Annotated in this window: 16 protein-coding genes; 2 read left to right on the forward strand and 14 right to left on the reverse strand. The window is 44.3% G+C overall.

The window, feature by feature from the left end; genetic code table 11:
- Nucleotides 1-12: 12 nt before the first annotated feature.
- The 8 genes from dusB to acs all read right to left on the reverse strand — a co-directional run bounded on the left by dusB (nt 13) and on the right by acs (nt 8887).
- Nucleotides 13-978 carry a tRNA dihydrouridine synthase DusB gene (dusB, locus tag C9J45_RS16515; RefSeq protein WP_199187146.1) on the reverse strand — a complete coding sequence of 322 codons (966 nt, stop codon included), beginning with the start codon at nt 976-978 and terminating at the stop codon, nt 13-15.
- A 176-nt stretch (nt 979-1154) separates the two neighbouring features.
- Complete coding sequence (prmA, locus tag C9J45_RS16520; protein WP_107207966.1) at nt 1155-2039, reverse strand: 50S ribosomal protein L11 methyltransferase; 885 nt, start codon at nt 2037-2039, stop codon at nt 1155-1157.
- A gap of 163 nt (nt 2040-2202) precedes the next feature.
- On the reverse strand, nt 2203-3660 hold the full coding sequence (gene panF / locus C9J45_RS16525; RefSeq protein ID WP_107207967.1) for a sodium/pantothenate symporter: 1458 nt from the start codon (nt 3658-3660) through the stop codon (nt 2203-2205).
- Nucleotides 3653-3934: a YhdT family protein gene (locus C9J45_RS16530; RefSeq protein ID WP_045084725.1), complete on the reverse strand. Its 282-nt coding sequence runs from the start codon at nt 3932-3934 to the stop codon at nt 3653-3655. The genes panF and C9J45_RS16530 overlap by 8 nt, the downstream gene beginning before the upstream one ends.
- Nucleotides 3935-4131: 197 nt before the next feature.
- The gene (gene accC, locus C9J45_RS16535; RefSeq protein WP_105061397.1) at nt 4132-5475 is read right to left on the reverse strand and encodes an acetyl-CoA carboxylase biotin carboxylase subunit; all 1344 of its coding nucleotides are present in this window, start codon (nt 5473-5475) and stop codon (nt 4132-4134) included.
- 14 nt (nt 5476-5489) lie between these two features.
- The gene (gene accB, locus C9J45_RS16540; RefSeq protein WP_107247313.1) at nt 5490-5960 is read right to left on the reverse strand and encodes an acetyl-CoA carboxylase biotin carboxyl carrier protein; all 471 of its coding nucleotides are present in this window, start codon (nt 5958-5960) and stop codon (nt 5490-5492) included.
- 27 nt (nt 5961-5987) lie between these two features.
- Complete coding sequence (gene aroQ, locus C9J45_RS16545; protein WP_105061395.1) at nt 5988-6440, reverse strand: type II 3-dehydroquinate dehydratase; 453 nt, start codon at nt 6438-6440, stop codon at nt 5988-5990.
- Between the two features lie 497 nt (nt 6441-6937).
- Entirely contained in the window at nt 6938-8887 is a 1950-nt protein-coding gene (gene acs / locus C9J45_RS16550) for an acetate--CoA ligase (RefSeq protein WP_107292777.1), read from the reverse strand.
- Nucleotides 8888-9272: 385 nt separating this feature from the next.
- Here acs and C9J45_RS16555 point away from each other — a divergent pair, with 385 nt between their 5' ends.
- On the forward strand, nt 9273-10448 hold the full coding sequence (locus C9J45_RS16555) for a 3-phenylpropionate MFS transporter (protein ID WP_107292778.1): 1176 nt from the start codon (nt 9273-9275) through the stop codon (nt 10446-10448).
- 170 nt (nt 10449-10618) lie between these two features.
- Nucleotides 10619-14071 (forward strand): PAS domain-containing hybrid sensor histidine kinase/response regulator, encoded by a 3453-nt coding sequence (locus C9J45_RS16560; RefSeq protein ID WP_107292779.1) that lies wholly within the window; start codon nt 10619-10621, stop codon nt 14069-14071.
- Nucleotides 14072-14156: 85 nt separating this feature from the next.
- On the opposite strand, the gene C9J45_RS16565 is transcribed toward C9J45_RS16560, so the two are convergent.
- The 6 genes from C9J45_RS16565 to C9J45_RS16590 form a co-directional block, all read right to left on the reverse strand.
- Nucleotides 14157-15860 carry a sodium:solute symporter family protein gene (locus C9J45_RS16565; RefSeq protein WP_107260834.1) on the reverse strand — a complete coding sequence of 568 codons (1704 nt, stop codon included), beginning with the start codon at nt 15858-15860 and terminating at the stop codon, nt 14157-14159.
- Between the two features lie 11 nt (nt 15861-15871).
- Nucleotides 15872-16138 (reverse strand): DUF4212 domain-containing protein, encoded by a 267-nt coding sequence (locus tag C9J45_RS16570; protein ID WP_005372635.1) that lies wholly within the window; start codon nt 16136-16138, stop codon nt 15872-15874.
- Between the two features lie 197 nt (nt 16139-16335).
- On the reverse strand, nt 16336-16968 hold the full coding sequence (locus C9J45_RS16575; protein ID WP_107207973.1) for a MarC family protein: 633 nt from the start codon (nt 16966-16968) through the stop codon (nt 16336-16338).
- Between the two features lie 145 nt (nt 16969-17113).
- Nucleotides 17114-17743, reverse strand: a complete 630-nt coding sequence (locus C9J45_RS16580) for a response regulator transcription factor (protein WP_005372631.1) — start codon at nt 17741-17743, stop codon at nt 17114-17116.
- 159 nt (nt 17744-17902) lie between these two features.
- Entirely contained in the window at nt 17903-18484 is a 582-nt protein-coding gene (locus tag C9J45_RS16585; RefSeq protein ID WP_107207974.1) for a thioredoxin fold domain-containing protein, read from the reverse strand.
- 136 nt (nt 18485-18620) lie between these two features.
- Entirely contained in the window at nt 18621-19928 is a 1308-nt protein-coding gene (locus C9J45_RS16590; RefSeq protein WP_107260832.1) for an anaerobic C4-dicarboxylate transporter, read from the reverse strand.
- Nucleotides 19929-20037 lie beyond the last annotated feature (109 nt).

Consider the following 20037-nt stretch of genomic DNA (forward strand, 5'->3'; position numbering starts at 1 on the left):
CTCTTCTAGTATTTATGCAACGTTTTCGAAGTAGCCTTGCAGCGCATCAAGTTGCTGTTGAGCATCCTCGAGTGCGTTGAAGGTCTGGCGGAAATCACCGGCTGGTGCATGTTCTTTCAAGTACCAAGACACGTGTTTACGTGCAATGCGCAGTCCTAGGTATTCACCGTAGAACTGGTGGAGTTCTTGAACATGTCCCAACATGATTTCACTGATCTCATCAATTGATGGGGCAGCGAGGTGTTCACCAGTTGTTAAGTAATGGTGGATTTCTCTAAAAATCCACGGCTTCCCTTGTGCAGGTCGGCCAATCATTAGAGCATCGGCACCCGTATAATCGAGTACAAAGCGTGCTTTTTCCGGGCTATCGATATCACCGTTAGCGATAACTGGGATCGAGATGGCTTGTTTCACCGCTCTAATGTAGTCATATTCCGCTTCACCTTTGTACATACATGCCTTGGTACGTCCGTGAAGGGCGAGGGCTTGTATGCCGCATTGCTCGGCGAGTTTGGCTATGTCGACACAGTTTCTATTTTCCAGATCCCAACCAGTACGGGTTTTAAGCGTAACTGGAACATCTACCGCATCCACCACTGTACGAAGAATGTCTTCGATAAGGTTGGGATATTGCAGTAGTGCAGAACCGGCTAATCGTTTGTTTACTTTCTTTGCTGGGCATCCCATGTTGATATCGATGATTTGCGCACCGTTTTCAACACTGAACTGCGCAGCTTCAGCCATCAACTTTGGATCAGCCCCTGCTATCTGAACCGAACGAATACCTGATTCACCTTCGTGAACCATACGATTGAGCGATTTAGACGTCTTCCAGAGATCTGGGTTCGACGACATCATCTCGCTAACTGCCATACCTGCACCGTAGCGAAGGCATAACTCACGAAATGGCCGATCGGTCACACCCGCCATAGGCGCGACTATCAGCTGGTTTTTAAGTTGATAAGGACCGATTTGCAAAATGTCTCTACCTGACTGTGCCAGTAAGGGCGCGCATTTTACGCATTTTTTGCTCTGCTGAAAAGGCCAATAATTGAGCATGATGATTTTGTTTGCCAAAATCGTATGATTTTCAATCAATTGACCGATTAAATTTATAAATAAAAATCAGCAGTAGTACCCAAAACTGCGTGTGATTATGCCTTACGGCCTGAGATGCGACACCACTCTTCACGTGCAATTACTGGGTCTAAAGCCAGTTCATCGCTGTAGTAGGTTGACACATCAGCCGCTTGGCTTTCTAGCACACCTGAGATCGCTAAGTCGCCACCGTCTTTAACAAGGCTCTTGATCACTGGTGATAGTTCACGCAGTGGGCCTGCAAGGATGTTAGCAACTACAACGTCAGCTTGAATACCTTGAGGCTGATCTTGTGGTAGGTATAGTTCTAGATTGTCAGACACACCGTTACGTTCTGCGTTATCACGTGACGCTAAGATAGCTTGTGGGTCGATATCAATACCAATAACTTTTGCTGCGCCAAGTTTTAGTGCAGCAATCGCTAGAATGCCTGAACCACAACCAAAATCGATAACCGTTTTACCGGTTAGGTCTTGGCTGTCTAACCACTCAAGACAAAGTGATGTTGTTGGGTGAGTGCCTGTACCAAATGCTAGACCTGGGTCTAATAGTACGTTCACCGCATCTGGCTCTGGCGCTTCACGCCAGCTTGGGCAGATCCATAGACGACGACCGAAACGCATAGGGTGGAAGTTATCCATCCACTCACGTTCCCAGTCTTTATCCTCTAACTGCTCGATTTTATAAGCAAAATCATCAGCAATTAATGGGCTGTTTTTAAGCATGTTCAGCACGAAATCCATGTCGGCTTCAGCATCATACAAACCAATTACATCGGTATCACCCCAAAGGCGGGTTTCACCTGGCATAGGCTCGAAAACTGGCGTGTCTTGTGCGTCTAGGAAGGTGACAGACAGAGCACCAGTCTCTTCCATTAGCATGTCGCCAATTGCTTCTGCGCTCTCTGCAGTTGCGTTCAGTTTAATTTGAATCCAAGGCATGGTTTATTCGCTTATTTTGTGACTACTTGAACATAGGGGGCGAAGTCTAGCATGAAATTTCACCAATCCCCATTATCAGATGCCATTCTAGGGATAAAAAAAAGATAGTACCGACTGGCACTATCTTTAATGTAGTTGATTATTTAGCGTGATATAGCCGATTTTAGTCGCTTAATTGCGGTGTTTCTACTTTTGTTGGTTTGGCATAGCTACCAACGACAAAAGCGATCAAACCTAATAATAGCGTTGGTACAATCGCATGAACGCCATTCATATCGGGTTTACTAAATGACAAAATAATGTAGCTACTCAAGCCGACGATCATGGAAGCAAAAGCGCCGGTTGCGGAGGCTTTTTTCCAATATAAGCCGAGTACCAGAGGCCACAAAAATACGGCTTGTAAGCTACCAAAGGCTAATAGGTTAAGCCAAATGATCATATCCGGTGGATTCATCGCAGCGATAAACACTAAGCCTGAGAAAATCCCTGTTACCCATAGTGATAATTTAGGTAGGCGCTTTTCAGCGTGTTCATTATTGGCAATGTTTGGATTGATATAGTTGATATATAAATCTTTGAGCAGTGTTGCTGAAGCTTGAATGAGTTGTGAGTCGATAGTCGACATAATCGCCGCCATTGGGCCTGCCAAGAACACACCGGCTACAACAGGTGGTAATACGGTTACCATAAGGGTTGGCATGATCTGATCGGGGCTAGCGATATCAGGCACGATAGCACGGCCTAATGCGCCTGCTAAGTGCATCCCAAACATCAGTAGCGCTACCATGATGGTACTGAGTACCATGCCTTTATGCAGTGAATTACTGTCTTTATAAGACATACAACGTACCGCAGCATGCGGCAAACCGATGACACCAAAACAGACCAAAATCCAAAAACTCAACATAAAGGGCTGACTCAGGAAATGATTTGGACCGTAAGGGGTAATTAACGCCGGATCAATATCGTGAAGCTTGGTGACTAATGCGCCGATACTTCCGCCGGCATGCACGATCCCAACCAGTAACGCAATGGTACCGATGATCATCATCAAGCCCTGTAAAGTATCAGTCATCACAACAGCACGAAAGCCACCAATTGTCGTGTATAGGCCTACGGTGATCGCAAAGATCATTAAGCCATGCATATACGATAGGCCTGTTACGGTTTGGAGCAGACGTGCACCACCGACAAACTGTACGACCATGGTGCCAAAGAAGGCGATCAGTAATGACAGTGAAGCAAAAATGACAACGCCACGGTTTTTATAGCGAGCATAAAGGATGTCATTAAGGGTTAATGCGTTATGACGTCTCGCTTCGATGGCAAATTTCTTACCGAGTACACCAAGGGTCAGCCATGCTGCGGGTAACTGGATCATCGCAAGTAATACCCAGCCTAAGCCCATTTTATAGGCAGCCCCTGGACCACCAATAAAGGTGCTGGCGCTGGCGTAAGTGGCTGCAAGGGTCATCGCAAGGACAAAGCCGCCCATGCTACGCCCACCGACTAGGTACTCGGTAAGAAAGTTTCCTTTGCTTTGAAAGCGTCGGGTGTAAAGTGCCATCGCAAAGACTGCGGCAAGGTACAGTACGATAGGAATAATGAGTTGGCTATTCATGGGGGTCTTCGTGGTTAATATCTAAAGGAAGATCTCGGTAGACGACTTTGACCATGACACCGCACATGACGGTAAAAATGATCGGGCCGACAATGCATGACATCAAGAACCAGAGTGGAAAGCCAAAATATAGGGTTGGCATGCTTAGATCACCGATGGCGGGCGCTAAGCCGTAGGCGGATAGGTACCACCAAAGAAAATAAGCTAACGCTAGTCCTATCGCCCAGAGTGCCTCTTTATGGGCTTGGCGATAGCGTGCTGAGAGCGTTTTCATGCTGTATCTCCAGTTGTTATCAAGTGTTTTCCTACTCAATACAGTGTAGTAACTAGTAGGGTTGGTCAAAAAGGTGGGCTATTGTGGCAAAAGATGCTGTGTTATGCCATGTGAACCGATCAATCGAGGTGAATTGAGATTGGGTATAAACAAAAAAGACTACCCGAAGGTAGCCTTTTATCGTCAAGCAAGTTCGCTTATTGCAGACCGAGTTTCTTCTCAAGGTAGTGGATGTTTGCGCCACCTTTTTGGAAGTTCTCGTCAGCCATAATATCTTGCTGAAGCGGAACGTTGGTTTTAATGCCGTCGATGATCATTTCGCTCAATGCATTACGCATACGAGAAATAGCGACATCACGATTTTCACCGTACGCAATTAACTTACCGATCATTGAATCGTAGTAAGGCGGTACTGTGTAACCTGAATAGATGTGTGATTCCCAACGGATACCCATACCACCTGGCGCATGGAAACGCTCGATAGTACCTGGGCAAGGTAGGAAACGCTCTGGATCTTCAGCATTAATACGACACTCGATAGCATGGCCACGAATTTGAATATCGCTTTGGCTAAATGACAGCGGTTGACCTGCGGCAATACGTAGCTGCTCTTTGATCAAGTCAACGCCTGTTACCATTTCGGTTACTGGGTGCTCAACCTGAATACGGGTGTTCATTTCAATGAAGTAGAACTCACCGTTTTCGTAAAGGAATTCGAATGTACCTGCGCCACGGTAATTGATTTCTAAACATGCACGAGTACAACGCTCACCGATGTACTTACGCATTTCTTCGGTAATGCCCGGTGCTGGTGCTTCTTCAACCACTTTCTGGTGACGACGCTGCATCGAACAGTCACGTTCACCTAAGTGAATCGCGCCACCTTGACCATCAGCTAAGACTTGAACTTCAATGTGACGTGGGTTTTCAAGGTATTTCTCCATGTAAACCATGTCGTTATTGAAACAAGATTTTGCTTCAGCACGGGTCATTGCGATCGCTTCAGTCAATTCATTTTCTGAACGAACCACACGCATACCACGACCACCGCCGCCACCAGAGGCTTTGATGATCACAGGATAACCGATACGTTTAGCAAAAGATTTGTTCTTTGCTTCATCGTCATCAAGTGGGCCGTCAGAGCCAGGTACACAAGGTACGCCAGCTTTTTTCATTGCCGTAATAGCAGAAACTTTATCGCCCATTAGACGAATAGTGTCAGCTTTTGGACCTACGAAAATAAAGCCTGAACGCTCAACTTGTTCTGCGAAGTCAGCATTTTCAGAAAGGAAACCGTAGCCTGGGTGGATAGCGACTGCCCCTGTAATTTCAGCGGCACTGATAATACGAGGAATATTTAAGTAACTATCGATACCGCGTGCAGGACCAATACATACTGACTCGTCAGCAAGTAGAACGTGCTTAAGATCGCGGTCAGCGGTTGAGTGAACCGCAACCGTTTTAATCCCTAGCTCTTTACAAGCGCGCAAGATACGAAGTGCAATTTCACCTCGGTTTGCAATTACTAATTTATCTAACATAGCCAGAGCCTCGATTACTCGATGATGATAAGAGGCTGATCGAATTCAATCGCATCGCCGTCTTCTGCAAGAATAGCGACAACTTTACCGGCTTTGTCAGCTTGGATTTGGTTCATCATTTTCATCGCTTCAACGATACATAGTGTGTCGCCGATATTCACCGATTGACCAACTTCAACAAATGATTTTGCTTCAGGGCTTGGAGAGCGGTAGAAAGTACCAACCATAGGTGAAAGCACAGAGTGACCTGATGCAACAGGTGCTGGTGCTTCAGTTGCAGCTACAGGTGCTGCTGCTGGCGCTTCTACCGATGCAGTTGGCATAGGCTGTTGTGCCATTGGCGCTGCCATGTATTGTTGTGGCATTGCTGTTGCTGGAACGCTACGGCTGATGCGTACTGATTCTTCACCTTCAGAGATTTCTAGCTCAGCGATGCCTGATTCTTCTACAAGCTCAATTAGCTTCTTGATTTTACGAATATCCATTTATATTTCTCTTTTTATATTGTTCAGTTAGCTATCTGCATGCAGACGACGTACCGCTGCATTCAGGGCGAATTCATAGCCGTCAGGGCCTAAGCCACAAATCACGCCTACTGCTTTATCGGATAAGTAAGAATGATGACGGAAAGGTTCACGAGCGTGGACATTAGATAAATGCACTTCAATAAACGGAATGGCGACGCCGAGTAAGGCATCACGAAGGGCTACACTCGTATGAGTAAAAGCAGCAGGATTGATAATGATGAAATCGACCTTGCCATAAGCTTGATGGATTGCATCAATTAACACATGTTCCGCGTTGGATTGAATATGTTCTAATGCCACACCTAATTGGGTAGCTTTAGCAGTGAGCCCATCAACCACTTGAGTTAATGTTTGATGGCCATAATGGCCCGGCTCTCGTAGACCTAGTAAGTTAAGATTAGGTCCATTTATTAATAAAATTCGTTTAACGGTCGACATCTTGACGTATTTTCACTTGTTTATGAGGTTAAACTCTAACAACTTGCAGACTTATGCAATTTTGTTTCCGTGTGTCCGTTTTTTTACTGCTAAACGTTCATTGTTGAGCAATTATAGTGAATTCACCGCAAATCGCAGCAAAATACTGGTCTAATCACCACTTTTTTGTGCGAACACGTGTAAGCCTTAGTGAGGAGTGTCGTTACTATTAGAGGTTTTATCTTACGACAAGTTCACTCTACTAAGTGTAAGAATTTAGTAATAATTATGACTAAATTCGAACCATACCCACAAGATGAAAAACGGTAAAGTTCAGTAGATAATATTTGACGAATAAATCAACAATCAAGCTGTTGATTTATTCAGCATTGCGATCAAAGTGGCGTATTTTAGGCTGAGAAGGCTGGTATTTAGCTGAATTGAATGAAGATAATGATGGCGAGAAAATAAAAAAGACCGCAATTGAGCGGCCTTTGTATATTGATAAAAAAGTTGAATTACATCACTTTTTGTTTTTCTTCAATGAGTCGATCAACGACGGTTGGATCAGCAAGGGTTGAAGTATCACCTAAGGTTGAGGTATCTCCAGTTGCTATCTTACGAAGAATTCGGCGCATGATCTTACCTGAACGGGTCTTCGGTAATGCATCTGTCCAGTGTAAGAAGTCTGGTGTAGCGATAGGACCGATTTCCTTACGTACCCAGTTTTTCACTTCTTTATGCAGTTCTGCACTTGGGATTTCACCATCGTTTAGGGTGATATAGGCGTAAATTGCTTGGCCTTTTATCTCATGTGGTACACCCACAATCGCCGCTTCTGCAATCTTATCGAAAGCAACGAGTGCAGATTCAATTTCAGCCGTTCCCATACGGTGACCTGAAATATTTAACACGTCATCGACACGACCTGTGATCCAGTAATAACCGTCTTCATCACGACGTGCGCCGTCACCGGTGAAGTACATACCTTTAAAGGTAGAGAAGTAGGTCTGCTCAAAACGTTCGTGATCGCCCCAAAGCGTACGCATTTGACCTGGCCATGAATCGGTCATGACTAAGTTACCGTCAGTCGCGCCTTCAAGGATATTACCGACGTTATCAACCAGTGCTGGTTGTACACCAAAGAATGGACGCGTAGCAGATCCTGGTTTTAGTGCGGTTGCACCCGGTAGTGGGGTAATTAAAATGCCGCCTGTTTCTGTTTGCCACCATGTATCTACGATTGGGCAACGTTTGTCACCAATTGTACGGTGATACCATTCCCATGCTTCAGGGTTAATGGGTTCGCCAACAGAGCCCATGATACGCAGTGATGAACGGTTAGTACCTTCAATTGCTTCATCACCTTTCGCCATTAGTGCACGAATCGCAGTAGGTGCTGTGTATAAAATGCTGACTTGGTGCTTATCAACCACTTCACTCATGCGACTGGTTGATGGGTAGGTTGGCACACCTTCAAATAAAACGGTTGTTGCACCATTAGCGAGTGGTCCGTATACCAAGTAGCTGTGACCTGTGATCCAACCCACATCTGCGGTACACCAGTACACATCACCTTCTTGGTAATCAAATACATATTTAAACGTCATCGTGGCGTAAACCAGATAGCCACCTGTAGTGTGAAGTACACCTTTAGGCTTACCTGTTGAGCCTGACGTATAAAGAATAAACAGAGGATCTTCAGCGTTCATTGGCTCAGGAGCACAGTGAGCCGAAGCCACTGCTGTTGCTTCATGCCACCATACATCGCGATCATCATTCCAAGCAACTTCACCGCCTGTACGTTTAAAGACAACCACTTTTTCAACCGTCGTTACTTCAGGGTTGACTAGCGCGTCATCGACATTTTTCTTAAGGGGAACGGCACGACCACCACGTACGCCTTCATCAGCAGTCACAACTACTTTTGCATTTGAATCGATAATACGTCCAGCCAAGGCTTCCGGAGAGAAACCGCCAAAGACGATAGTGTGCACCGCACCAATACGGGTACAAGCGAGCATTGCAATTGCCGCTTCGGCAACCATTGGCATGTAAAGACACACTACGTCACCTTTACGAACACCTTGGCTCTTCAGGGCGTTAGCAAACTGACAGACTTCTTGATGTAATTCATTGTAGGTTAGGGTGGCGTCATCATTAGGATCATCACCTTCCCAAATAATTGCTGCTTGATCGCCTTTGGTCGCGAGGTGGCGGTCAATACAGTTAGCAGAGACATTAAGCTCACCGTCTTCAAACCATTTAATGCTGACGTGGCCGGTATCAAATGAGGTGTTTTTAACTTTAGTAAATGGTGTCATCCAATCAACGATTTGGCCATGTTCACGCCAAAAACCTTCAGGGTTAATCACTGATTGCTGATACATCTCACGGTATTGCTCTTCATTGATATGAGCTGTTTTTGCGATGGTCTCATTGACCGGATAAACGTGAACCTCACTCATCCTATTCTCCTTGAGTTCTTATACTTTCTGCGCCCTGCATCCTTAGCCGATGTAATAAGGGTGAGCAAACTGACTTTTTATAGTTGTTTTGTGCTGCGTATACGTTGTGCCATTTTGTGTGTGTCTACAATTAGACTTTAGGATGAGAGAGCTGGATCAAAGGGCGTAAATGCAAGTTACATGGATTTTTCATGACAATTTGTAGATGAATATAGGAACTTGAGTGATAGCGTGAGGCGAATAAAAATAAAAAGGAGATCTAAGTCGCACTATTAGAGTAATTATGTGTTGTTAGTGGGGTTAAATTGCGGACTGACATTAGTTTGAGAAGGAAACTACGTCATAATATGTTGCTTTTTTATTCACCACATTATGCGAGATCACTATGTTTACACGTTCGCCCTACAGCTGGAGCTCACAATACTTGTGGGGCTTCTTCTTCTCTTACGGTGTTTACCTGCCATTTTGGGCTATTTGGTTTAAGCATATTGGAGTGGATGATTCTGATATTGGGTTGCTGTTGGGCTTAGGTTTTGCCGTTCGTTGCTTAGCTAATTTAGTCTTAACCCCGCGTATCCATAAAGTAGAGCATCTTATCCCTGCTTTACGAGGTTTTACTCTGCTCGGTCTGCTTGCTTGTATTCTTTATATTGTCGGTGGTGGGGGATTATGGGTACTTGCTGCTGTCACTATCTTATTTAATTTATCCGCAGGGCCTATCGTGCCAATTTCTGATGCTATCGTGAACCATTATGCAAAAGATGGGCATCTTGATTATGGTCGCACCCGTTTATGGGGATCGATTGCCTTTATTGCGGGTTCAACGGTAGTAGGGATGCTGGCTAATCACTATGGTGCCGATATCATTCCGTGGGTGGCATTATCAGGTTTAGCTTTCTCACAATTAATGGCGGCAAGAAACCCTGCGATTATGCCATTCGATGAAGGGAGCTCTGAGCAAGTTCGCCCTGCATTGTGGGGGATTCTACGTAATGGTGCGGTGATTAAGTTGATTGTGATTGCGGCATTACTGCAAGGTAGCCATGCGGCTTATTATGGTTTTAGCTCTATCTATTGGCAGAAAATTGGTTTTAGTGAATCAATGATTGGTTACCTATGGAGCTTCAGTGTTGCTGCAGAAGTGATGGTATTTCTGGTTAGTAAGCGCTTATTTTCTGGCTGGTCGGTAAATAATATGTTTCGCTTAGCAGCATTCGGTGTCTTGGTGCGTTGGGGATTAACCGCCACTTTGACAGAGCAGTGGCTGATGTTCCCCGTTCAAGCTTTACATGGCGTAACTTTTGCTGCAGCTCACTTAGCGGCGATTCGCTATATTCAACAACAGCCGAGTAACCATTCTGTCGCGCTGCAATCGTTATACAACGCGATTCCGTTGGGAGCAGTAATGGCAGTATTAACATCGATGAGTGGTTGGATGTATGGTAATTGGGGGGCTAATGTGTTTTGGATCATGGCCGCGATGGCTTTTCCGGTGTTCTTTATTCGTTTAACGCCTTCTCAACAGATCGCGGCGACCGACTATCAAACCAGTAAAGCATAGTGATTACTAACTTCTATTCTAAAGCGCAGTCTTGATGGCTGCGCTTTTTTATTGCGATAAAGAAAAGAGAAGGCTCACTATCTTACTGAGAGAACTGTGATCAGACAGGATTGAGTAAGCTGTGACAACTTAGTTACAGTGGTGAATCAGTTTTAAAAGGATGATGTGTGATGGTACAGGGATGGATTGTTATAACCGTATCACTGGTATATCTCGGCGTACTGTTCGCGATTGCATGGTATGGCGATAAAAAAAGCCAATGGTTAGCAGGGTGGCGACCGTGGATATATAGTTTATCCATTGCGGTGTATTGTACCTCGTGGAGTTTTTTTGGCACGGTGGGACAAGCTAGCCGTGAGCTGTGGTCTTTCCTCCCCATTTATCTCGCGCCAATTATCGTATTTACTTTAGGCTGGAAAGTCTTAGCTCGGCTGATCTTTATTGCTAAGCGAGAACACATTACTTCAATAGCGGATTTCATTGCAGCCCGTTACGGAAAATCGCAAGGTTTAGCCATGCTCGTCACCGTGATCGCGGTGATAGGTATTTTGCCTTATATCGCGTTGCAGTTGCGTGGCATTACGCTGGGGCTTGAACAGATCACGCCGAATTTAGGCGAAATGTTTAATCAAGAAGGGTTAGATACTGCGTGGATAGTGTCCGGTGTATTAGCATTATTTTCTATTTTGTTTGGTACTCGGCATATTGATTCCACCGAGCACCACCGCGGTATGATGATGGCGATAGCGTTTGAGTCATTGATCAAGCTTGCAGCGTTTCTCGCGGTTGGCATTTTCGCGCTGAGTTTATTTAAAACCGCTCCTCAGCTCAACGCACTAAGTTGGCAATCACTTACTTACACATCGCCTAATGTCGGTAGCTTATTTATTCATATGTTACTTACCATGGCGGCAATTATCTGTTTGCCTCGTCAATTTCATACCATTGTAGTGGAAAACCATAGCCAAGCTGATTTACATAAAGCGCGTTGGATCTTTCCTTGTTACCTGTTCTTAATGGGGATTTTTGTTATCCCCCTTGCTTTGATTGGCCAGCAATTACTACCGAATGTTTCAGCAGATACTTACGTAATTAATTTACCGTTACAGCAAGGTGCGAACGGTATTGCGCTGCTCGCTTTTATTGGGGGGGCCTCCGCGGCGACAGGGATGGTGATTGTTTCAACCATCGCTTTGGCAATCATGGTATCAAATGATTTAGTGATGCCCTTAATGTTACGTCGAGTACGCATTGGGCCGCGTAATTTTTCAGCTTTTTCTGGCTTATTATTAAATGTCCGTCGGGTGTTAATTGCGGTGTTATTACTTGCAGCATGGGGCTTTTATCATGTGCTAGATAACGTTCATTCACTGTCGGCGATAGGTTTATTGTCATTTGCTGCGATTGCACAATTTGCTCCAGCGTTGCTTGGCGGTATTTACTGGCGCTTTGGTAATAAAAAAGGCGTGTATACCGGTTTAGTTGGTGGGATGACGATTTGGCTTATTACCATGATGAGTCAAACCAGTATGTTGGCAGGGGATGCGGGCAGTAATGTTTTACTGTGGTTATTAAGTCCACCACAACTGCCTATTTTACGAAGCTTGACTTCTGTTGATTGGGGCATGTTGTTGAGCTTATGTGTCAATGTTAGTTTGTTTGTCGGGGTTTCATTAATAACACGGTCGTCACTCACTGAGCGTTTACAAGCGGCTTCTTTTGTTGGTGCTTCTCCTGCAGAAACGGAAGATGGAAGCTTATATCAAACCCGTGTGACGGTCGCTGAATTAGAAATGTTGGCTTCTCGTTTTGTTGGCCGTAAACGCGTTCGCCATGCATTTGCTCAGTTTGCCGAGCAGCAAGGTAATCGCTTAGAGCCTCAGCAACAAGCTTCTGCCAGTATGATCCGTCATACCGAAAGAGTATTGGCTGGCGTTTTTGGTGCCTCTTCAGCAAGGTTAGTGCTTACTTCTGCCTTGCAAGGAAGAAACATGCAATTAGAAGAAGTCGCAACGATTGTTGATGAAGCTTCTGAGTTGTTTGACTTTAGCCGAGGGTTATTACAAGGAGCGATTGAGCATATTAGCCAAGGTATCGCTGTGGTTGATAAACAGCTTCGGCTGGTGGCATGGAACCAACGGTATTTAGAGCTGTTTTCTTTTCCTCCCGGTTTGATCCAAGTTGGTCGCCCTATTACTGATGTGATTCGGTATAACGCTGAGCAAGGATTATGTGGCCCCGGCGATCCTGAAGCACATGTAGCTAAACGAGTTGAGCATTTACAGCGGGGAACGGCACATACGTCATCGCGAATTCGGCCTGATGGACAAGTGATAGAAGTACAAGGTAATCCAATGCCTGGTGGTGGTTTTGTGATGAGTTTTAGTGATATTACCGCGTTTCGTCAGGTTGAAATGGCATTAAAAGAAGCCAATGAAAACCTTGAAGCGCGAGTTAAAGAGCGGACCCAACAGCTTGAACAATTGAATCATCAATTAATGATAGCCACTCAGCAAGCGGAGCAACAAGCGCAATCCAAAAGTCGCTTTTTAGCGGCGGTGAGTCATGATTTGATGCAACCGCTCAATGCTGCGCGCCTTTTTTCATCTTCGTTAACTGAAGTTGCTGAGGGCAAAGAAAGTGCGCGTTTAGCCACTCATATCGAAAGTGCATTAGGCGCAGCAGAAGATCTGATTGGAGATCTGTTGGATGTTTCTCGTTTAGAAGCAGGTAAATTACAAACACATATTGTGCCGTTTAAAGTCAGTGATGTGCTTAATACATTATCGGCTGAATTTGGTGCTTTAGCGCAACAACAACAGATCACCTTTGATGTGGTATGCAGTGATGCAGTGATCATCTCAGATGCCAAGCTCTTACGCCGTGCTTTGCAAAATTTCTTAACTAATGCTTTTCGTTATAACCCTAGCGGTAAAGTGTTGTTAGGTGTGAGGCGTCGAGGCCTGCGTTTACAGATTGAGGTTTGGGACAATGGACCGGGGATCCCGATAGAAAAGCAGACCAATATCTTTGATGAATTTACCCGTATAGAACAAACAGGGAGCGAGCATGGCTTGGGATTAGGGCTGGCGATTGCGCGTGGGATCTCACGGGTATTGGATCACCCATTAGATTTACGCTCATGGCAGGGAAAAGGCACAGTCTTTTCGTTATCAGTACCATTAGGTAATGCGTCTATGCTAGCTGCTTGTACGCAGGTATCCACAACTGAGATCAAAGCGCCATTAGCTGGGCTGAAAGTGCTGTGTGTCGATAATGAAAATGACATTTTATTAGGAATGGAAACCTTACTCACTCGCTGGGGCTGTGAGGTTAAATTAGCTGAAAACCTTGATGAAGCTATGTGTGCTCTCGAACAACAGTGGCAACCCGATGTGATCTTTAGTGATTACCATTTATCCCATCAACAAACAGGATTAGAAGTATTGCTGCAATGCCGTTCAAGGTTAGGTGATAGTTTTAAAGGGGTGGTGATTAGCGCAGATAGAATGACCGAAAATCAGGCCGCGATCCGAGGCCATGGTTTTGGATTTATCAGTAAACCAGTTAAGCCATTAAAGCTTCGCGCGGTACTGAATCAATGTTTGCCTGTAGAAGCATAATGTGAATTAGTACAAAGAAAAAGGCGGAGTCCAATGGACTCCGCAAAAGCTAGGGAAGTATAGCTAAGGAGAAGTGAGGTATTGCTTAGTGATCTTGGGCAGCGCCAGAGCCTTGAGGGAAGCGGATAGATTCCACCATCTCTTGGACATCATCAGGTACTTCGGCAGTAAACTTATTCACCACAATCGCGACAACAAAGTTTAGACACATACCAAGCGTACCGATCCCTTCTGGGCTAATACCAAAGAACCAGTTGTCAGGTGTACTTGCTGCAGGGTTAATAAATTTGAAGTAAATAATGTAAGCTGCAGTGAAAGTAATACCCGAAATCATGCCTGCTATCGCCCCTGATTTATTCATCTTCTTATAGAAGATCCCAAGAATAATGGCAGGGAAGAAAGACGCGGCGGCTAAGCCGAATGAGAAAGCAACTACTTGAGCAACAAAGCCAGGTGGATTGATTCCTAAGTAGCCCGCACCCACAATCGCTACGGCGGCACCAATACGGGCGGCGAGTAACTCTTGTTTGTCGGTCATGTTCGGTTTCAAGCCTTTTTTCAGTAAATCATGTGAAATAGAGGTGGATATCACCAGTAGTAACCCTGCAGCGGTTGATAGTGCGGCAGCTAAACCACCGGCGGCAAGCAGTGCGACAACCCAGTTAGGTAACTTAGCTAGTTCAGGGCTGGCTAATACAATGATGTCACGGTTGATCTTCATTTCATTACGATCATCGCCAGAGTAGAACATCTTGCCGTCATTATTTTTATCTTCCCACGCGACAAGGCCCGTTTTTTCCCAGTTTTTCACCCAACCAGGTGCTTGCTCGGCAGGAACCCCTTTCATGTCTGGGCCATTGATCGTATCAATCATATTGACACGGGCAAATGCGGCAACAGCTGGTGCGGTAGTGTATAAAATGGCAATAAAGACTAATGCCCAGCCAGCTGATACGCGTGCATCTTTTACTTTTGGTACAGTGAAGAAACGGATAATTACATGAGGTAGACCTGCAGTACCCACCATAAGAGCAGCACAGATGAAGAACACATCGACCATACTTTTTGAACCATCGGTGTAAGCGGTGAAGCCAAGTTCAGTTGTTAAACCATCTAGCTTTTCAAGTAGATACGTTTCAGAGCCATTGACTGTTGAGCCTAAACCAAATTGTGGAATAGGGGATCCTGTCATCATTAAAGAAGTAAAAATAGCGGGAACCATGAAGGCAAAAATTAACACACAATATTGCGCGACTTGGGTATAGGTGATCCCTTTCATACCACCCATTACTGCGTAGAAGAAGACGATCCCCATACCGATAATGATCCCCATGTTGATATCCACTTCTAAGAAACGAGCGAATACTACCCCGACTCCACGCATTTGGCCTGCTACATAAGTGAATGAAACAAAAATGGCACAGAACACAGCCACCATGCGGGCAGTTTTAGAGTAATAACGATCGCCGATAAAATCAGGTACCGTAAATTTACCGAATTTACGTAAGTAAGGTGCCAGACATAGCGCTAATAATACGTAGCCGCCAGTCCAACCCATTAAGTAGACGCCACCATCGTAACCAATGAATGAGATGATCCCTGCCATTGAAATAAATGAGGCGGCTGACATCCAGTCTGCAGCTGTTGCCATGCCGTTAGCGACAGGGTGGACACCACCGCCAGCAACATAGAACTCACTGGTTGATCCTGCACGAGCCCAAATCGCAATACCGATATAAATGGCGAATGTAATGCCGACGAGAATAAAGGTCCAAGTTTGAATATCCATGTGACGCTTCCTTAATCTTCCTGAACGTTGAATTTACGATCGAGTGCATTCATGCGATTAACATAAACAAAGATCAGAATGACAAAGGTATAAATCGCCCCTTGCTGCGAGAACCAAAAACCTAACTTAAAACCACCAATTTGAATGGTATTGAGGGCATCAACAAATAAGATCCCTGCGCCATACGAAACACCAAACCAGATTGCGAGTAGCGATCCCATGATACTGAGATTTTCTTTCCAATAGGCTTGTGCTTGCTCCTTGGATGCGAACGCCATTGTTATCTCCTTCACAATTTCAAATACGATATTTGTTGTTAATAAATTGTTACGAAAGAAACAATAGCAATGAAAGTAGATTCTATCTGTGCAACTTTAGTCGAGGGTAAAAAAGCAAAAACGCCCTGATGAGGGCGTTTTTGTGAGCGGTAAATCGCTTTTTATAATGAAGACGGCAATTATGATTAGCCAAAAGTCTAAGTTAATAGGTAGAAATCTTTTATACCCATTAAAAGATTATTGACGGCAACAGCGGCCAATATTAATCCCATGACACGGCTGATGATCGCCGCGCCTACATTACCAATGTATTGTTGGATTTTATTGGCGCCAAGTAAGAGTAATAAGGTAATCAGTAATACCGATATCATCACCAGTGTCGTAATGATTTGTTCACTGATGGCGTAGCGATTGTTATCTGTCAGCATCACGATAGCCATCATAGCGCCAGGAGATGCAATGGAGGGAATAGCAAGTGGGTAGACAGCTAAGCTGCCCAACTCTGAATGAGCGACTTCTTCTTTGCTCATTTTACATTCTTGATCGACTTTACCCTCACCAAAAATCATGGTTAAGGCAAAAAGTAGTAGAACGAGCCCGCCAGCGGCTTGAAAAGCGGGCAATGGAATTTGCATCGCTTCTAATAGTACCTGACCGACAATAACAAAAAATAATAATACACCTGTTGCAATAGCAACGGCTTTTAAAGCAACAATACGCTGTTGTTGTGCAGTTAATTGTTGGGTTTGAGAAAGGTAAACCGGGACTGAACCGATAGGATCAATCACAGCCCAAATAAGAACAAATTGAGTCACTAAGGCAGTAAGCAAACGACCCTCCATAAGCTAAGGCAATGAAATAGTGTGAGTAGCCGCTTACGAGTGTATCAAAATATTCAATTGTGATGGTTAGTCACATTTTATTTAAGGCATGATAACGTAACAAAATATTATCAGACCGATAGTGAAAGGGGCGTTATAGATCCAGCTGTTGCAACAATATAACGGCTTGGGTTCTATTTTTGACTTCAAGCTTGCGAAATATCGCGGTCATGTGTGCTTTTATCGTTGCTTCAGAAACGGTTAGCTCGTAAGCAATCTGTTTGTTGAGCAAGCCATCTGACAACATGCCTAATACTTTATATTGCTGTGGCGTTAGTGTGGCAATTTTATCTGCTAGATCTCGATAAGCGTTATTGTTATCTGCGATGTCTTCAGGAAAAAAAGGTTCACCATCGAGGACTTGATTCAGTGCAGAGATCAACGCACGCATATCACTAGATTTTGGAATAAAGCCAAATGCACCATGACTATGAACCTGACGAATGACTTTTTCTTCTTCACTGGCAGAGATCACAACAGTCGGTAGTTCTGGGTATTGTTGACGAAGTTGGATTAATCCAGACATGCCATTTGCACCAGGCATTTTGAGATCGAGTAACAGCAAATCGACATCAGGCTCTTTTTCTAACAACGCAAATAAAGAATCAAGGGAGTCTGCCTCGAGCAGGTTCGCACCGCTAATCGCCATATGGACCGATTGAAACAGGGCATTACGAAACAGAGGATGATCATCGGCAATAACGATAGTGTGCTGAGCTTCCATGGCAGTACTTTTTTTATTATTAATAAACTAACGCTAACACTTCACTGATCACTGCGCAATTTTCATACCATAAAGATCTGAAGTTGATCCTTAATCATTCACTTTAGTTGTAACTCAACACTTCTATTTTGTTAAATGTGACTGTTTTTCTGCAAATAGTTACTGGAGATGCAGTGCTTGTTGGTGCAGGTGTTCACTAAATTTACTGGCATCCATAAACCCTGTTACTCGGGCTTTCGTTGCTTGGTTACCGTTATTATCCCAGAACAATAATGTTGGGAAACCTATGACATTTAGCTGTTGCATCAACGCTAGATCTTGTGGGGTATTAGCGGTCACATTCGCTTCGAGTAAGGTGTATTTCTGTAATTGCATCGCCACGGATGGTGAAGGGAAGACTTCTTTTTTGTAGGTAATACAAGGCGCACACCAATCAGCGGTTACGTCCAGCAATACCGGTTTATGTTGGCTTGCTGCGTCTGCTAACGCTAGATCTAAATCATCAATAGATTGAATAGAGATAAAAGTAGTGGTCGAAATGAGCTGAGCTTGGCGTTCTAAATGTTTAATCGTGGTAAAGAGGAAAATAGAGCACAGACCAATAATGATCCCAAGTCCAATGCTATATAACCCTTTATATGGGATAGGGTGGCGGCAGATAAACCAGAGTGTTCCGCAAGATAACAGGATACATATAATCGTTATCGCCATGATAATCGGGTAATTAGTTAATAACATCATAGTGATAACTCTTATCTTTGGGGATGTTATTAGCTTAGCAAGAATTTCATCAATTTGTGTAAATGGATGTCAAAGTTAAGACAAAAAAAGATTGCTCGAGAGCAATCTTTTTTAAAATTGGAATGTGTATTTGGTATTACAGCAAGAAGCCGCCAACAGCAAAACCAAGTGCTACGGAAGTCGCTATCGTAACGACACCAGGGACAAAGAATGGGTGGTTAAAGACAAGGTTACCAATACGGGTGGAACCTGTGTCATCCATTTCAACGGCAGCCAATAGGGTTGGGTAAGTAGGCAGAACGAACAATGCACTCACTGCTGCAAATGAAGCAATCATAGTTAGCGGTGCGACGCCAATCGCCAATGCTGCTGGCATCAGTGCAACAGTTGTTGCGCCCTGAGAGTAAAGTAGCATTGATGCAAAGAATAATACCAGTGATAGCATCCATGGGTATTCACCTAATAGAGAACCAGCAACTTCCTTGATACCATCAACGTGGGCGTTAACAAATGTTGAACCTAACCATGCCACACCTAATACACAGATACAGGCAGTCATACCTGAACGGAACGTCGGCGCAGAAGCAATTTTTGATGCGTCAATCTTACATAACCAAACGGTAGCTGCAGCTGCTGTTAGCATTACCGACATGATTGCTTCGTTACGACCTAGAGTTGGGTTGTCAATTAAGCCAATAGAGTGCGAAATAGCAGCGGCGTAGCAAACGACAAAGATAATCGCGACTAAAAAGATGTAAGTTGCCCGTTTTGCTTGAGGTTTAATTTCGCGACGGCTTGTATTATCAGCCGTTACTAGACCTTTTGCTAGGCGTTCTTGATAAATAGGATCATCTTTTAGCTCACACCCCATAAAATTGGCAACAAAAGCGCCAACCATACAAGCAATGAATGTTGTAGGGATACAGATTGCCAGTAGTGTTACGTAGCTTACGCCGATAGGTTCTAAAATACCGGAGAAAGCAACAACGGCCGCAGATATTGGGGATGCAGTAATTGCAATTTGTGAGGCAATAACGGCAATAGAAAGAGGGCGAGATGGGCGAATACCTTGGCCTTTAGCCACTTCTGCAATAACCGGTAAGGTTGAAAATGCGGTATGTCCAGTACCTGCCATTACCGTCATTAAGTAGGTCACGATTGGCGCATAGAAAGTAATGCGCTTTGGATTTTTACGCAGAAAATCTTCTGCAAGTTGTACCAGCCAGTCCATACCGCCCGCGACTTGCATGGCGGCAATGGCAGTGATCACTGACATAATGATTAAGATAACATCGACAGGGATAAATGATTGGCTGGTAGGCACACCTAACACTAGCGATAAAACAATAACGCCTGCACCACCGGCGAAACCAATCCCGATCCCACCAATCCTTGCCCCTAAAAAGATAAAGGCAAGGACAACAAAGAGCTCTATTCCAATCATAGAATTTTTCCTGTTTAAAAGTTTAAAAAATAGAAGTTAAAAATAAAAAGTTTGAGGTAAAAACAAAAAATTTCGCAAAAAAAAGCGGATCCTCTAGTGAAAATCCGCT

The sequence above is a fragment of the Photobacterium sp. GB-1 genome (genome assembly GCF_003026165.1).
Lineage (GTDB): Bacteria > Pseudomonadota > Gammaproteobacteria > Enterobacterales > Vibrionaceae > Photobacterium.

Coding starts and splice junctions, on each gene's coding strand:
- prmA (WP_107207966.1), bottom strand. CDS start 2,039: ATGCCTTGGATTCAAATTAAACTGAACGCAACTGCAGAGAGCGCAGAA.
- panF (WP_107207967.1), bottom strand. CDS start 3,660: ATGAATAGCCAACTCATTATTCCTATCGTACTGTACCTTGCCGCAGTC.
- C9J45_RS16530 (WP_045084725.1), bottom strand. CDS start 3,934: ATGAAAACGCTCTCAGCACGCTATCGCCAAGCCCATAAAGAGGCACTC.
- accC (WP_105061397.1), bottom strand. CDS start 5,475: ATGTTAGATAAATTAGTAATTGCAAACCGAGGTGAAATTGCACTTCGT.
- accB (WP_107247313.1), bottom strand. CDS start 5,960: ATGGATATTCGTAAAATCAAGAAGCTAATTGAGCTTGTAGAAGAATCA.
- aroQ (WP_105061395.1), bottom strand. CDS start 6,440: ATGTCGACCGTTAAACGAATTTTATTAATAAATGGACCTAATCTTAAC.
- acs (WP_107292777.1), bottom strand. CDS start 8,887: ATGAGTGAGGTTCACGTTTATCCGGTCAATGAGACCATCGCAAAAACA.
- C9J45_RS16555 (WP_107292778.1), top strand. CDS start 9,273: ATGTTTACACGTTCGCCCTACAGCTGGAGCTCACAATACTTGTGGGGC.
- C9J45_RS16560 (WP_107292779.1), top strand. CDS start 10,619: ATGGTACAGGGATGGATTGTTATAACCGTATCACTGGTATATCTCGGC.
- C9J45_RS16565 (WP_107260834.1), bottom strand. CDS start 15,860: ATGGATATTCAAACTTGGACCTTTATTCTCGTCGGCATTACATTCGCC.
- C9J45_RS16570 (WP_005372635.1), bottom strand. CDS start 16,138: ATGGCGTTCGCATCCAAGGAGCAAGCACAAGCCTATTGGAAAGAAAAT.
- C9J45_RS16580 (WP_005372631.1), bottom strand. CDS start 17,743: ATGGAAGCTCAGCACACTATCGTTATTGCCGATGATCATCCTCTGTTT.
- C9J45_RS16585 (WP_107207974.1), bottom strand. CDS start 18,484: ATGATGTTATTAACTAATTACCCGATTATCATGGCGATAACGATTATA.
- C9J45_RS16590 (WP_107260832.1), bottom strand. CDS start 19,928: ATGATTGGAATAGAGCTCTTTGTTGTCCTTGCCTTTATCTTTTTAGGG.